Annotated in this window: 11 protein-coding genes; all 11 read left to right on the top strand. The window is 54.5% G+C overall.

What is annotated here, in order from left to right:
* The first annotated feature begins 26 nt into the window (after positions 1–26).
* Positions 27–1,046: a tripartite tricarboxylate transporter substrate binding protein gene (locus M0P74_05545; protein MCK9363047.1), complete on the top strand. Its 1,020-nt coding sequence runs from the start codon at positions 27–29 to the stop codon at positions 1,044–1,046.
* 85 nt (positions 1,047–1,131) lie between these two features.
* Positions 1,132–1,644 (top strand): tripartite tricarboxylate transporter TctB family protein, encoded by a 513-nt coding sequence (locus M0P74_05540; protein MCK9363046.1) that lies wholly within the window; start codon positions 1,132–1,134, stop codon positions 1,642–1,644.
* A gap of 40 nt (positions 1,645–1,684) precedes the next feature.
* Entirely contained in the window at positions 1,685–3,181 is a 1,497-nt protein-coding gene (locus M0P74_05535; GenBank protein MCK9363045.1) for a tripartite tricarboxylate transporter permease, read from the top strand.
* A 187-nt stretch (positions 3,182–3,368) separates the two neighbouring features.
* Positions 3,369–4,142 carry a molybdate ABC transporter substrate-binding protein gene (gene modA / locus M0P74_05530; protein MCK9363044.1) on the top strand — a complete coding sequence of 258 codons (774 nt, stop codon included), beginning with the start codon at positions 3,369–3,371 and terminating at the stop codon, positions 4,140–4,142.
* A gap of 565 nt (positions 4,143–4,707) precedes the next feature.
* Positions 4,708–6,480, top strand: coding sequence for a formate--tetrahydrofolate ligase (locus tag M0P74_05525; GenBank protein MCK9363043.1), 1,773 nt, complete (start codon positions 4,708–4,710; stop codon positions 6,478–6,480).
* A 63-nt stretch (positions 6,481–6,543) separates the two neighbouring features.
* Positions 6,544–8,526 (top strand): ASKHA domain-containing protein, encoded by a 1,983-nt coding sequence (locus M0P74_05520; protein ID MCK9363042.1) that lies wholly within the window; start codon positions 6,544–6,546, stop codon positions 8,524–8,526.
* Between the two features lie 4 nt (positions 8,527–8,530).
* Positions 8,531–9,277 (top strand): AAA family ATPase, encoded by a 747-nt coding sequence (locus M0P74_05515; GenBank protein MCK9363041.1) that lies wholly within the window; start codon positions 8,531–8,533, stop codon positions 9,275–9,277.
* Positions 9,278–9,473: 196 nt separating this feature from the next.
* Positions 9,474–9,635: a hypothetical protein gene (locus M0P74_05510; protein MCK9363040.1), complete on the top strand. Its 162-nt coding sequence runs from the start codon at positions 9,474–9,476 to the stop codon at positions 9,633–9,635.
* A 92-nt stretch (positions 9,636–9,727) separates the two neighbouring features.
* A complete protein-coding gene (locus M0P74_05505) occupies positions 9,728–10,666 on the top strand; it encodes an acetyl-CoA decarbonylase/synthase complex subunit delta (protein ID MCK9363039.1) in 939 nt (312 codons plus the stop codon).
* 43 nt (positions 10,667–10,709) lie between these two features.
* Positions 10,710–12,665 carry an anaerobic carbon-monoxide dehydrogenase catalytic subunit gene (cooS, locus tag M0P74_05500; GenBank protein MCK9363038.1) on the top strand — a complete coding sequence of 652 codons (1,956 nt, stop codon included), beginning with the start codon at positions 10,710–10,712 and terminating at the stop codon, positions 12,663–12,665.
* 129 nt (positions 12,666–12,794) lie between these two features.
* Positions 12,795–15,008 carry an acetyl-CoA decarbonylase/synthase complex subunit alpha/beta gene (acsB, locus tag M0P74_05495; GenBank protein MCK9363037.1) on the top strand — a complete coding sequence of 738 codons (2,214 nt, stop codon included), beginning with the start codon at positions 12,795–12,797 and terminating at the stop codon, positions 15,006–15,008.
* Positions 15,009–15,064 lie beyond the last annotated feature (56 nt).

Here is a 15,064-nt window from a genome sequence, read left to right as displayed (position 1 = left end):
TGGATTAGAGAATTGAGGAGGAAAGTATGAAACAGCGGATCAAAAGTTTAGCGTATGGAACTATGCTTGTCGTCGCAGCAGCCCTGACAACAGTTGTGACCGTAACCCCTGCCGCCGCCTGGGAACCCACCAAGCCGGTGGAAGTCATCGTGCCGGCCGGGGCCGGGGGGGCGTCCGACCAGATGGCGCGCACCATGCAGGGCATTATCGTGAAGTACAAGTTGATGAAGCAGCCCATTATGATCCTGAACAAGGGCGGCGCCAGCGGCGCCGAGGGCGCCATGGATACCAAGGGCTCCAAAGGCAATGCCCATAAGCTCATGGTGGCATTCTCCCTGATTTACACTCTGCCGGTCTCCACGAACCTGCCGTTCACCTGGCACGATCTCAATCCGGTGGCCATGGTGGCGATGGATGAGTTTCTGTTGTGGGTCAATCCCTCGAAGTCGTACAAGACGGTGAAGGAGTTCCTCGCTGCCGTGAAGGCCGCGCCTGCCGGAACATTCAAGATGGGCGGCACCGGCTCGAAGCGTGAAGACCACATCATTACCGTCGCTATCGATAAGTTCGCAGGAACTAAATTCACCTACATTCCCTACAAGAGCGGCGGCGAGGTAGCTGTGCAACTGGCGGGAGGCCATATCGATTCCAACGTCAACAATCCCAGTGAAAATGTCGCCCAGTGGCGGGGCGGCCAGGCCCTTCCCCTGTGCGTATTCTCGGACGAGCGCATGCTCTCTGACAAAAAAATCACCAACGGCAAGTCATGGGCGGATATCCCCACCTGCAAGGAGGCCGGTCTCGACGTTCAGTACCAGATGCTGCGGGCTTTCTTCCTGCCGCCCGGCACCACTCCGGAGCAGGTTGCCTTTTACGCGGACCTGTTGAAGAAGGTTGTTGCCACGCAGGAATGGAAGGATTACACGGAGAAGACCTCCCTCAAGAACAAGTATCTGACCGGTGCGGACTTCGTCAAGTTTCTGGAAAAGGATGAGGCTTTCCACAACAAGTTGATGCTGGAAGCAGGATTTGGCGCCAAGAAATAACTTCGCTGCTGGCCGGCGACTCGGGGTATTTTACCCGGCTCGCCGGCCGGTGTGATGTCTGTCGTTCGTTGAATGGAGGCAGTTCATGGAGCAGAAACAAAGGGAGGATCGTCTGCAGCGGGGCTTGTCGTACAACGCCGTGGAGGCGATCACGGCGGTCGTCGTCTTCTGCATAGGCGCCGTGATGATGTTCGATACTTACAGGCTTGGCGCAGGATGGGCATTTGATGGCCCTGAGTCCGGATACTTTCCGTTCCGTATAGGGGCCATTGCCAGTCTTGCGAGCGTTGTGATTTTTCTGCGGACGCTGTTTGCTAAAAAACGCAATTTTGAGGTTTTTGTTTCAGGGGATAAATTAAAACTTGTGTTGAAGGTACTTGTGCCAGCCATTATCTATGTGCTTGCCACTCAACTGGTGGGAATTTATGTCGCTTCCACCCTCTTCATTGGCGGGTTCATGCGCATGACGGACAAGTCCCATTGGCTGAAAGTCTTTTTAGTAAGTATCCTTACGAGTGTGATACTTTTCTGGATGTTTGAGATTCAATTTATGGTGCCGCTGCCCAAAGGGCCGTTGGAAGCCCTGTTCGGATACTGAGATGGTATAACTGAAGCGTCAAGTTTAGGAGGATTGTCAAGTGGAAGATTTTTTAAGTCTGCTCCACGGTTTTTCAGTGATATTTTCCTGGTACAACCTCGGGATGATGTCGCTCGGCCTTGTTTTGGGTGTAATTGTCGGGGTTCTTCCCGGCCTGGGGGGGCCAAACGGGGTGGCCATTCTGCTGCCGCTCACCTTCACCATGCCGCCCACCTCGGCCATTGTCATGCTCTCCTGCATCTATTGGGGGTCGTTGTTTGCCGGCGCCATCACCTCGGTGCTGTTTAATATCCCCGGAGAGTCTCACTCGGTCGCTACAACCTTCGACGGTTACCCACTCGCTCAGCAGGGGCGGGCCGGAGAGGCTCTCACCATGTGCTTTACCGGATCATTCGTCGGCGCCCTGTTCTCCGTGCTGCTGATCACCTTTCTGGCGCCGCTCGTGGCTAAATTCGCGCTGAAGTTTGGGCCTCCCGAATTTTTTGCCGTCTATCTGCTCACCTTCAGCAGCTTTATCGGTACCGGCAAGGACACCGCCAAGACGGTTATCGCCCTGATGCTTGGTTTTGGTTTGGCGGCGATCGGCATGGACACCGTCAGCGGCCAACTGCGCCTGACCTTCGGCTGGACGCAAATGCTGACTGGCGTAGATTTTCTGATCGTTGTCATCGGCCTGTTCGGCGTCGGCGAGATTCTGATCAGCATGGAAGAAGGGCTAAATTTTGAGGGTAAAAGCGCCAAGCTCAACCCGAAGGTAGTTTGGGAAACATGGAAAAAACTGCCCAAGTACTGGGCGACGCTCGTCCGCAGTTCGCTGATCGGCGCCTGGATGGGAATCACGCCGGGCGGCGCCACATCCGCCTCCTTCATGGGCTATGGCATTGCCAAGCGCTTCTCGAAGAATGGCGACAAGTTCGGCACGGGCGAGCCGGAAGGCGTGCTCGCACCCGAGACAGCCGCCCATGGCGCCGGATGTGCGGCGCTGTTGCCGATGATGGCGTTGGGAATCCCCGGCTCGGCTACTGCCGCGGTGCTGTTGGGGGGCCTCATGATCTGGGGGTTGCAGCCGGGGCCGCTTTTGTTTATCGAGCAGAAGGACTTCGTCTGGGGACTGATCGCCAGCATGTACCTGTCCAACGTTGTCGGTCTGATCATTGTTTTGTCCACGGTGCCGCTCTTTGCGGCGATCCTGCGCATCCCGTTTGCGATCATCGCCCCGATCATCATCGTTGTCTGCGCGATCGGCGCCTTCTCGGTGCACACCGCTATGTTCGATATCTGGCTTATGCTGCTCTTCGGCGTGATCGGCTATGTGATGAAAAAACTGGATTATCCCCTCGCGCCGCTGGTATTGGCCGTGGTGCTTGGCGACCGGGCCGAAATCTCCTTCCGCCAGTCCATGATGGGCTCGCAGGGGGCGCTGGGCGTTTTCTTTTCCAACTGGCTGGTCAGCTCGATTACCGTATTGGCGCTGATTATGCTCTTCTGGCCGGCCTTTTCGTTTATTCAGGACAAGTTCCGCAAGGCCTTGGCATAAGCAATCCGGGGCAGGAATGCCACCGTAAGGCTGATGCCGCATCCGCAGGGAGGCGGCTTCTTATAAACCCCCATGCCCGTGTCGGGCACAACGAAGCATGAAAATCCCCCCTTACCCCCCTTTGGTAAAGGGGGGATGGGGGGATTTTCATATAAAGCGGGTGGAGTGAAAAACAGGGGAGGATGCAATGGTTATCGAGGTCTGGCACGCCGATTCGCTGGCGGGTCCGTTGCGCGAACTCAAAAAGGCGTTTGAAGAAAAAAACACCGGGGCAACTGTGAACACTACCTCGGGACGCTCCCGGGAGCTGGCCGAGCGCATTATCGGCGGGGAGATCTGCGACGTCTTTGCGTCCTCCGATCCGGTCGTTGTCCAGGAGATGTTCAAAAAGAAAATCGGCAACCGGGCCGCCGCGTCCTGGTATGTCGTCTTTTCCGCGAATGAGCTGGTGGTGATTACCCCCAAAGGCAATCCTTGTGGGTTGATGAAAATGACAGATTTGGCCCGGGGAGGAATTGCGCTGGCGCGAGTGACGGGCGAAAAAGACATGGCCACCAGCCGGACCATTGAATTTATCAAGAGGGCGTTGAGATTCGAAGGCAATCCGGATCTGTCGCAAAAGATCATAGAGGGGGCCGTGCCGGAAGATACGATTCCCGATGTTTTGCAGGCGGTAAAATGCGGCAGGGTCGATTCCGGCATTGTGTATCTGTCTGCCGCAGTCATGATTGCCGGGAGTGTGGAGATTATTTCTTTCCCGGCAGAGGTAAACCTTAGTGAAAAGATCAGGAATGCGGTTTCAATCCCTGGTACGGCCGGCAATGAGACGGCAGCGCTCAGCTTCGTCCGGTTCATGCTGTCCGCCGAGGGAGGCCGGATATTGCTTGCGACCGGTCAGCCGCCGCTCATCCCGCCCCTCAAGGAGGGCAATATTCCCCGCGAAATTGAGCTTTCGCTCTGATTTTGGGCTGCGGATCAAGGAATTAATTGTAAGGACGCCTTTCCATCCGCTATATGCTTTTCCGTAAGCAGTACTTCCCAATAACCGTTTAAAATAATAAAGGGCAATTGCCGTAATCCACACCTCATAAAATCCCTGATGGGGATAAATGCAGTGGGTGAAGGGTGATGCCGACAATACAGGAGTCGTTCAAAACAGGGAGGCAAAAATATTCCTTGACAGGAATTTACCTAATTGATATGAGCCACCGGGGATAGGGTTATATATAGATACTTAACAATATCGGACACTTTTACACAATGCAAGGAGACGGTCTTAGAAGTTTGATTATTTTTTCATTTTCCGGAGAGGTTCTTAAGATAGTCAGGCAGAAGGACATCTCTGAAATACTCCTGTTTTTCAAATCCTTACGTTTTTACATCCTTTACTTGTGCAATTCCCTTATTCATCAAGGTTATGCGGCGGCGTGTTTTTATCGAGTAAATATCGGTAAAGCGGTACGACATTAACGGATATATGAGAGCTATGAAGTCGGTGTATTTTTAATAAAGAGAGGAGATAATTTATGTCCAGGTTAGACGCTTTAGATCCAAGAGAGTATGCAGATTGGCAGATTGCCGAGGAGGCGGAGAAGGATATGCCGACCCCCGACCATTGGCGGGAAAAGATGGGACTCCAGAAGGATGAAGTTATTCCGATGGGGAAGTTGTGCAAGCTTGACTACATGAAAATCCTGAACCGCATGAAGGACAAGGAAGACGGAAAGTACATTGAGGTTACGGCGATCACCCCGACCCCCTTGGGCGAAGGTAAGACCACTACGGTTCTGGGTTTGATGGAAGGGCTTGGCAAAAGAGGCCAGAATGTTGGCGGCTGTCTGCGTCAGCCCTCCGGCGGCCCGACGATGAACGTCAAGGGCACGGCCGCAGGCGGAGGAAAGGCGCTCCTCATCCCGATGACGGAATTTTCCCTTGGCCTTACCGGCGACATCAATGACATCGCCAATGCCCACAACCTGGGTATGGTAGCCCTGAATGCCCGCATGCAGCACGAAAGAAATTATGACGATGCGGAACTTGCCAAAAGAAACCTGAAGCGTCTCGACATCGATCCCAATAATGTTCAGATGGGCTGGGTTATCGATTTTTGCGCCCAGGGTCTGCGGAATATCATCATGGGGCTGGGCGGCAAGATGGACGGCTATCTTATGCAGTCCCGCTTCGGCATTACCGTAAGTTCCGAGCTTATGGCCATCCTCGCCATTGCCCGCGATCTCAAGGATCTCCGGGAGAGGATCGGCAATATGATCGTTGCCTATGACAAAAAGGGCAATCCCGTTACCGCCGAGCAGTTAGAAGTCGCCGGTGCGATGACCGCGTGGATGCGCAACACCCTCAACCCCACGTTGATGAGCACGGTAGAATTCCAGCCCTGTATGGTTCACGCCGGCCCGTTTGCCAATATCGCCGTCGGTCAGTCTTCGGTGATCGGCGACCGCATCGGTCTGAAGATGTTCGATTACCATGTGACCGAAAGCGGCTTTGCCGCCGATATCGGTTTCGAGAAGTTCTGGAATGTGAAATGCCGGGCCAGCGGACTTGTCCCCAATGTGTCGGTATTGACAGCCACGGTCCGGGCACTGAAGATGCATGGTGGCGGACCCACCGTCGTTGCCGGTCGGCCGCTTCCCGAGGAGTACACGAAGGAAAATCTCGGTCTTCTGGAAAAAGGTCTCGAGAACATGACGCACCTGATCGGGGTTATCAAGAAATCGGGAATCAATCCGGTGGTCTGCATAAATTCATTCCATACAGATACCAAGGAGGAGGTTGCGTTGGTGCGCAAGTACGCGGAGAAGGCCGGCGCCCGCTGCGCCCTTTCCGAGCACTGGCTCAAAGGCGGGGACGGCGCGCTGGAACTGGCCGACGCGGTGATGGATGCCTGCAAGGACAAGGTCGATTTCAAATACCTCTATCCGCTGGAAATGCCGCTCCGTCAGAGGGTCGAGGTTATCGCGAAAGAGGTTTACGGGGCCGACGGGGTTTCCTGGGCGCCGGAGGCCGAGGCGAAGGCGAAGAAGTTTGAGGCCGATCCTGCGCTTAAGGATTACAGCACGATGATGGTAAAAACCCATCTGAGCCTTACGCATGATCCGACCAAAAAGGGCGTGCCGAAGGGCTGGACGCTGCCGATCCGCGACGTCCTGATCTTCGCCGGCGCCAAGTTCCTCTGCCCGATGGCCGGCACGATCAGCCTGATGCCGGGTACCAGCTCCGATCCTGCCTACCGGCGAGTCGATGTCGATGTAGAGACAGGGAAGGTCAAGGGGTTGTTCTAATTGAGATAGCGGGGCGCAAGAGATTGCGTCCCGCTTATTGTTTAGTATGAGAAAGCATAAGTGATGGAGAAGCACAGCGTTACATTCAGCCCCAGCGATGCCAGACTAAAGGTTGACGATGGAGAAAACCTGCTCCAGGCGGCGATGGAGGCCGGCATCCATATCAACGCCTCCTGCGGCGGCAACGGGACTTGCGGAAAATGCCGGGTCAAAATCATCAACGGCAAGGTTGACTCCCCGTTGAGTTCCATGCTCCCCCAAGAAGATTACAATGCCGGTTATCGCCTTGCCTGCCTCACCACAATCCGCGAGGACGTCGAGGTCGAAATCCCGCTCGACTCCCAGGTTGATAAATCGGTTCTGCTGAAGGAAGGACAGAAATTTGATCATCCCTATCTTTTGTCGCCCAAGGATCTTTTTCAGCTTGTTCAGGGCTGGGAGGTTGAACCGACCGTTTTCAAACGCTATGTGACAATGGAGCCCCCGACTAAGAACGATAATGCCAGCGACCTGACACGCCTGATCAACGCTATAAAACAACAGCATAATATTAAAGGCGTATCCACAGATTTTCGACTAATTATGAAGCTCAGCCAGTTGCTGCGCGATGCCAACTGGAAGGTTACCGTGACCCTTGTGCAGACCCGCAAGGGATATAAATTGATCAACGCCGAGCAGGGAGACCGCACCCAGCAGAATTATTCAATAGTCGTCGATATTGGCACAACGACGATCTTCGGTCAGCTTCTCGATCTCAATCAGGATGTCAAGACGGCGTGCGCCGAAGGCGCCTGCGACGGGGCGAAGCTTTTTGCGCTGGCGGAGGGGTCCGACTACAATCCGCAGATAAGCTATGGAGAGGATGTGATAACCCGCATCGTCTATTCCCAGAAACCGGGCGGGCTCAAGAAGCTGCAGGAGGTGGTGGTTGAATCGATAAACAATATTATCGAAGAGTTATTGACAACAAGCGGCGTGGATGTATCGCTGGTCTCCCACCTTGTTATTGCCGGTAACACCACCATGACGCAGCTTTTTCTCGGGCTGGACCCTAAGTACCTTCGCCTTGCGCCCTACGTGCCGACGGCGAATCTTATCCCGCCCATGCGGGCCGTGCATCTGGGCATAAAGCTTGGGGATCACGTGCATGTTTATATTTTCCCCTGTGTCGCCAGCTACGTCGGCGGCGACATCGTAGCCGGGGTGCTTGGCTCCGGCATTTTCCAGCGGGAAGACCTGACCCTTTATATGGATATCGGCACAAACGGCGAGATTGTGGTCGGCAACAAGGACTGGCTAGCCAGCGATTCCTGTTCAGCCGGGCCCGCCTTTGAGGGCGGGGGCATAAAGTTCGGCATGAGGGCCACGCGCGGCGCCATTGAAGAGGTGAGCATCAACCCCGCCACTTATGAACCGATGATTCTTACGATCGGCCGGGTCAAGCCGATCGGAATCTGCGGATCAGGGTTAATCGATGCGGTAGCCCAGCTTATTCAGGCGGGTGTGATCGATCAGGCGGGGAAGTTCTACCAGGACCTTAAAACGGAACGGGTGCGAAAAGGGCCGGATGGGTACGAATATGTGCTGGCCTTTCAGAAGGACACCCGTCTGAACGATGATATCGTGGTTACGGAGATAGATGTTGAGAACCTGATCCGGACGAAGGGATCGATCTACGCCGGCTGCAAGGTGCTTCTGCAGAGCGTGGGTCTTGGTTTCAAGGATCTTGACCGGGTCATTATCGCCGGCGGATTCGGTCGCCATCTGAATCTGGAGAAGGCTATTTTCATCGGTCTGCTGCCGGAAATGGAAATGGACAAGTTTACCTTTGTCGGGAACGGTTCTCTGCTGGGCGCCCGGCTGCTTTCCTTTTCCCAGGAGCTGCTGAAGGAGACCGAGCGGATAGCCCTGATGATGACCAATATAGAGTTGAGCAATTATCCCAGCTATATGGATGAATTTGTAGCCGCCTTGTTTCTGCCGCACACGGATGTCAATGCCTTTCCGAATGTTATGAAACGTCTGCCGGCAAGAAGGGGGAAGTAAGTAAATGAGTTTCACGATTGCGGTTTCCGGCAAGGGGGGGACGGGCAAGACTACATTTGCCGGAATGATCCTGAGATATATTCTCGAAAACAAAAAAGGAGCTGTTTTGGCGGTGGATGCGGATGCCAACACCAACCTTAATGAGGTACTGGGCGTTGATGTCCAGACGACGATCGGCGACATGCGCGAAATGATGAGAACGGATGTCCCCGTTGGAATGACGAAGGACGTCTGGTTCGAATATCAGATTCAGAAGTCCCTGACTGAAGCCAAAGGTTTTGACCTGCTCGCGATGGGGCGTCCGGAGGGCTCCGGCTGCTATTGCGCTGCGAACAGCGTTGCGAGGATGTGCGTTGATGTGCTGACGAAAAACTACGCCTATATCGTTATCGACAACGAAGCCGGCATGGAGCATTTCAGCCGCCTGGCGACGCGGGATGTAGATCTGCTGTTTATTCTTTCCGATTCAAGCCGGCGGGGTATATTGACGGCTGCCCGAATTCTGGAAATCATCAGGGAACTCAAACTCACCATAAAAAAGTCAGTCCTTGTTTTGAGTCGTGTTGAAGGGCCGCTCGGCGAGGATGCAAAGGCGGAGATTGAGAAAAATAAGCTTGATCTGGCAGGAATTCTTCCGATGGACGAGGAGATCTATCGGTTCGACCACAGCGGAAAACCTACCTTTCAGCTTCCCGCCGAAAACCCGGCGCTACAGGCGGCCTGGCGTATTTTTGAACGTTACATAAAGTGAAAAGAGCGTAAACGAAGACAGGGTAAGATAAGTTTTTGACTTCTGTTTTTTCTTGCAAAAAGGGCGATATGCGGGTATGTCCAGACCTGCTGAAAGCTTGTTAAATACCATTAAGGCAGCAAAGGTTGCTGCGGGAATAAACGATCAATAGTCAGGTAAATAAACGATTAGAATTCTTTAGAAAGGAGGAGATTGAATGTCTCAACAACTGGAGGAGAAGATTTCTTTCGACGGCAGCAAGGTAAAGGTTCTGGGAGCTGATTACGAACCCGGCAAGCCGGAGAAGAAGTACGATTGGCGGGCGGAGCTGAAGAACAGGGAAGAGATGTTGGCTTATCTCAGGGTGGGAGTTCGTTGACGGTTTTTAAAATTCCTGCTGTTATATCTCAAAGCATTATATCCGGTCTGTCCTAATTATTAAGGGACAACCGATAAAGGAGGAAGGATAACATGGCATTTGCAATACCCAAAATAAATTATTCCGGGAAGATCAAGGAAATTACCCTGGGAAAAGGGCCCAAAGCGGTTAAGGTTGGGCAGGAGGAGGCATATCCCTTTCATCTTTTTGAAGGGGCGATGCCCAATGTTCCCAAAATCGCGATTGAGGTGTACGACGCCGCGCCGGAAGAGTGGGCCGAGGCTGCCCTCGAACCCTACAAGGATGTTGTCAGCGATCCGGTTGCCTGGGCAAAGAAGGCGATCGCTGTATATGGCGCCGATATGATCGCCCTGCAGCTTGCGAGCACCGACCCCAACGGCCTTAATGCGACGGCTGAAGAGGGGGCCGCGACGGCCAAAAAAGTTGCAGCCGCCATCGATGTCCCCGTTATTGTTTACGGGAGCGGCAACATGGAAAAAGACGCGGAGGTGCTGCGCAAGGTCTCTGAAACCTGCGACGGGATGAATCTTATTCTCGGCCCGGTTCAGGATCAGAATTACAAGCAGATCGGCGCCGGCGCGATTGCCTATCATCATACCGTAGCCGCCAACACGCCGATTGACATCAATCTTGCCAAACAGCTCAATATTCTCTTGGGCAATCTCGGCGTGCAGGATCAGCAGCTCATTATCGATCCGACCACCGGCGGGCTCGGTTACGGCATTGAATACTCGTATTCCGTGATCGAACGCATCCGCATTGCGGCCCTGTCCCAGCAGGATGAAAGATTGCAGTTCCCAATGATCTGCAATCTGGGCAAGGAAGTATGGAAGACCAAGGAAGCCAAGACAGCGGATTCCGATTTGATGGGCAAGAGTTCCAAGCGGGGGATTATAATGGAGGCTGTCACCGCCATGCTTCTCGCTTTGGCTGGCGCCGACGTATTGATTATGAGGCACCCCGAGGCCATCCGGGTTGTCCGAGAGATGATTGCCGATTTAACAACATAAAAAGAATGCTGTCCTGAAGGGTGGCGTACGTTAGGAGGAAAAAATGACAGAGGTATTCCAGAAGAGTATCGAACCGGCATCGCTGAAGATGATCGATAAGGCGTTTGCCGATAAGGTTAATACAATTTTTGACCGGGCGGCCGCTCTGAAGCCCTGCCCGATAGGTTCAGAAGGCGACTGCTGCAAGATGTGCGCGATGGGGCCGTGCCGTGTTCCGGCGCCTAAGGACAAGACTAAACCGAGACCTACGGGACTGTGCGGCGCGACCGCCGAGACGATTTCCGCGCGCAATTTTGCCCGCATGGTGGCCGGCGGCGCGGCTGCCCATTCTGACCATGGCCGGGGCGAGGCGGAGATGTTTCTCATGGCTGCCAAGGGCGAGGTTTCCGAATTCAAGATAAAAGACGAGCAGAAGCTCTATCAGGTTGCGATGGATCTTGGGGTTGAGATCGGCGAGCGTACTATTAAGGAGATCGCCATTGAGGTTGGCGAGAAGGCGGTTGCCGAGTTTGGGCGTCAGCATGGCGAGGGCGCATTTGCCCAGAGGGCCCCGGAGAAGAGAAAAGAGCTGTGGAGAAAATTGGGCATCGTGCCGAGGGGAATTGATCGCGAGATCGTGGAGACCATGCATCGGACAACCATGGGCGTCGATCAGGACTACAAGCACATCATGCTGCAGGCGGCCCGCACCGCCCTTGGCGATGGCTGGGGCGGTTCGATGATCGGCACGGAGCTTCAGGATATCATGCTGGGCGACCCGACGCCGATTGCCGGCGAGATCAACCTCGGCGTTTTGAAACAGGATTATGTGAACGTTATCGTTCACGGCCATGAGCCTCTTCTGCCGGAGGTGATGGTTGTTCTTGCCAAAGACCCGGAGATTCAGAAGGCGGCGGAGGCTGTCGGCGCCAAGGGTGTGAACCTGGCCGGAATCTGCTGTACCGCCAACGAGATTCTTATGCGCCACGGCGTTCCGATTGCCGGGAATTTTCTGCAGCAGGAACTGGCGATTGTAACCGGGGCCGTCGAATTGATGACGGTGGACGTACAGTGCATTATGCAGGCGCTGGTGCCGGTTGCGGCCCATTACCATACGAAGCTTGTGACAACTTCCCCCAAGGCGAAGATCGCAGGCGCTCTGCATATGGAGTTTGATGACCATAACGCCTCGCAGGTCGCAAGGGAAATGTTGATGATGGCGATCGATAATTACAAGAACAGAAAGCCGGAACATGTTGACATTCCCTCAGAAAAAAGCGACCAGGTTGTAGGTTTCACGCATGAGACGATCAATTACCTACTGGGCGGCATGTTCCGCGCTTCCTACCATCCGCTGAACGAAAATATAATCAATGGCCTGATCCGCGGCGTTGCGGGGGTGGTGGGGTGCAGCAATGCCCGTGCTACCCATAACAAAGCCAATCTGGAGCTGATCAAGGAGTTGATCAAAAACGACGTGCTCGTTCTGGTGACTGGCTGCGCGGCCCATGTTGCCGGCGAGGCTGGTCTGCTCAGGCCCGAGGCGGCGAAAGAATTTGCCGGCGCGGGACTTGCTTCTGTATGCGAGGCGGTAGGCATTCCTCCGGTTCTGCATATGGGTTCCTGCGTTGACAACAGCAGAATTCTGGTGGCGGCGACGGCGATGGTCAAGGCCGGCGGTCTCGGCAATGACATCAGCGATCTTCCGGCGGCTGGCGCGGCGCTGGAGTGGATGAGTGAAAAGGCCATTTCGATCGGCGAGTATTTTGTCGCTTCCGGCGTTTACACGGTATTCGGGGTTACCTGGCCGACAAGCGGTTCCGAGGAGTTTACCAAATTCCTCTTTGAAGATTACGAAGATATATTGAAGGCTACGTGGGGCTTTGAACCAGATCCGCTCAAAGCGGCCCAGTTGATGATTGCGCATATAGACAAAAAGAGGGCAGCCCTCGGCATCGACAAGGCGAGAGAGCGGGTACTCTTCGATATGGCAAAACGCCGCGATATTGAAGCTGCATAAATTTTGAGTGGCTTCTAAGAAGGGGGCAAGGCTTAAGGGAAGATGAATATTGAATTAGACTGACCTTGATTTTCCCAGGGCCTTTTAAAAGATTTTGAAAAATCTTACGATTTGGAAGGAGGATTTAACGTGTCTAAAATAATTGCAGCCGCAGCCATACGAGGGGCTCATAAAATAGTGGAGAGAGCGGAGAAGGACTATCAGATGGCGCTCGAAAAATGGGGGCCTGATCATGAGGTTGGCTTTCCTGATACCGCCTATTACCTGCCGACAATTTATGCCATTCTCGGCATTCCCGTCAAGACGATGGTGGATATAAAACCGGTACTGGACCGCTGCCGCGCCTTGCTGCCGCCATTGGTCAAGGAGAAAAACCCGCTGCCGTACCTTGCGCCGGCCCTGGACGCCGGGATGGCGACATTCTTCGCCGAGGAAATTATCGAAGCGATCCGCTACCTGGAGGCGCCCGATTTTTACACCAAGCAGGAGGATGTGCTTCCCGACAACATCTGGCTCGGGGCAGCCAACGATGTCATCTTCCGCAAGCGGGGCGTCGAGTTCGTTGATGGAACCGCCCCCGGTTTTGCCGCCATTGTAGGGGCGGCGCCCACGCCGGAGATCGCGGCGAAAATCGCCATCGAGCTGCAGGAGAAAAACCTGTATATCTTTATGGCGGCCGAAAACAACGGCGTGCGCTTTTCGGAGCAGCTCGTCGAGGCCGGCGTTCAGATCGGCTGGCCGACCCGTCTGGTATCCTACGGGCCGGACATTACCGCGGCCGTTTTCGCGATCGGTTTTGCCTGCCGCGTCGCCATGTCGTTCGGCGGCGTCAAGCCGGGTGATTTCCGTAAAAACCTTTTGTACAACAAAGACCGTACCTTTGCCTTTGTCATGCCGATGGGCTTTGTCACAGACGAATGGTATGCCAATGCCGCCGGGGCGGTGAATTTCGGATTCCCGACCATTGCCGATACGCCGATCCCGGAGATTTTGCCGACAGGCGTATGCACTTATGAACACGTCGTCTCTAATATCCCCCATGAGCAGATCGTCCAGAAGGCGATCGAGGTCAGAGGCCTCAAGGTCAATGTGACGTCGGTGCCGATTCCCCTCTCCTATGGGCCGGCTTTCGAGGGAGAGCGGGTGCGCGGCGAGGACATCTTCCTGGAGATGGGCGGCGGTCGCACCCATGCCGTTGAGTTTGTCACTTCCAAGCGGCTTGACGAAGTTGAGGACGGCAAGGTAGAGGTTATCGGTCCTGATGTTGACTCTATCAAGGAGACGCCGGGAAGGCTGCCGCTGGCCATGATAGTGGAGGTGGCAGGTCGGAAGATGCAGGATGACTTCGAGCCGATCCTGGAGCGGCAGGTTCATCACCTGATCAACTACGCCCAGGGGATCATGCACATCGGCCAGCGCGACATCGCCTGGGTGCGCATCGGGAAGAGCGCCATTCAGAAGGGGTTCACGCTCGCCGATCTGGGCAAGATTCTGCATGCGAAATTTCATCAGGATTTCGGCGCCATCTTCGACAAGGCCCAGGTGAAGATCATAACCGACAGCAAGATGGTCGAGGAAATGATGGTTCTGGCAAGAGAAACTTATGCGAAGAGGGATAAAAGGATCGAGGGGATGACCGATGAAACGACCGATCCCTTTTACTCCTGCACCCTTTGCCAGTCTTTTGCCCCCAACCATGTCTGCATTGTTTCTCCCGAGCGGACCGGTCTTTGCGGCGCCTATAACTGGATGGACTGCAAGGCGTCCAATGAGATCAACCCGACAGGCCCCAACCAGCCGGTGCCGAAGGGCGAAATTATCAATGAGAAGCTTGGGCAATGGGTAGGCACCAACGACTTTGCCGTCAAATCATCGCATGGCAATTACGACAAGGTTAGCATGTACAGCATGATGCAGGATCCGATGACGACCTGCGGCTGCTGCGAGTGCCTTGCCGCCGTGCTTCCCTCCTGCAACGGCTTTATGACGGTTAACCGCGACTACATGGGCATGACTCCCTGCGGAATGAAGTTTTCGACGCTGGCCGGATCGGCTGGTGGCGGAACGCAGACGCCGGGATTCTTGGGCCACAGCAAATACAATATCATTCAGAGGAAATTCCTCTCGGCGGACGGCGGGCTGGCCCGGATGGTCTGGATGCCGAAGATCTATAAAGATGAGTTTTATGACCGCCTGAAGGCGCGCGGCGAAGAGATGGGAATACCCAATTTTGTTGATATGATCGCCGATGAGACGGTTGGCACTACGGAAGAGGAGATTTTGCCGTTCCTTGAGGAAAAGGGTCACCCGGCGCTGTCAATGCCGTCGGTATTGGAACTCTAATGGGTAAAAACGGGGAAGGGCGGGCAGAAATCCTCAGGATTTTTGTCCCGCTCGCC

This window comes from Syntrophales bacterium, assembly GCA_023229765.1.
Taxonomy (GTDB): domain Bacteria; phylum Desulfobacterota; class Syntrophia; order Syntrophales; family UBA5619; genus DYTH01.
Note: the sequence above shows the minus strand (reverse complement) of the source record. Positions and strands in the feature narration are given on the sequence as shown.

Bases quoted from the DNA above. Each gene is read 5' to 3' on its own strand.
- M0P74_05545 (MCK9363047.1), top strand. From the start codon at position 27: ATGAAACAGCGGATCAAAAGTTTAGCGTATGGAACTATGCTTGTCGTC.
- M0P74_05540 (MCK9363046.1), top strand. From the start codon at position 1,132: ATGGAGCAGAAACAAAGGGAGGATCGTCTGCAGCGGGGCTTGTCGTAC.
- modA (MCK9363044.1), top strand. From the start codon at position 3,369: ATGGTTATCGAGGTCTGGCACGCCGATTCGCTGGCGGGTCCGTTGCGC.
- M0P74_05525 (MCK9363043.1), top strand. From the start codon at position 4,708: ATGTCCAGGTTAGACGCTTTAGATCCAAGAGAGTATGCAGATTGGCAG.
- M0P74_05520 (MCK9363042.1), top strand. From the start codon at position 6,544: ATGGAGAAGCACAGCGTTACATTCAGCCCCAGCGATGCCAGACTAAAG.
- M0P74_05515 (MCK9363041.1), top strand. From the start codon at position 8,531: ATGAGTTTCACGATTGCGGTTTCCGGCAAGGGGGGGACGGGCAAGACT.
- M0P74_05510 (MCK9363040.1), top strand. From the start codon at position 9,474: ATGTCTCAACAACTGGAGGAGAAGATTTCTTTCGACGGCAGCAAGGTA.
- M0P74_05505 (MCK9363039.1), top strand. From the start codon at position 9,728: ATGGCATTTGCAATACCCAAAATAAATTATTCCGGGAAGATCAAGGAA.
- cooS (MCK9363038.1), top strand. From the start codon at position 10,710: ATGACAGAGGTATTCCAGAAGAGTATCGAACCGGCATCGCTGAAGATG.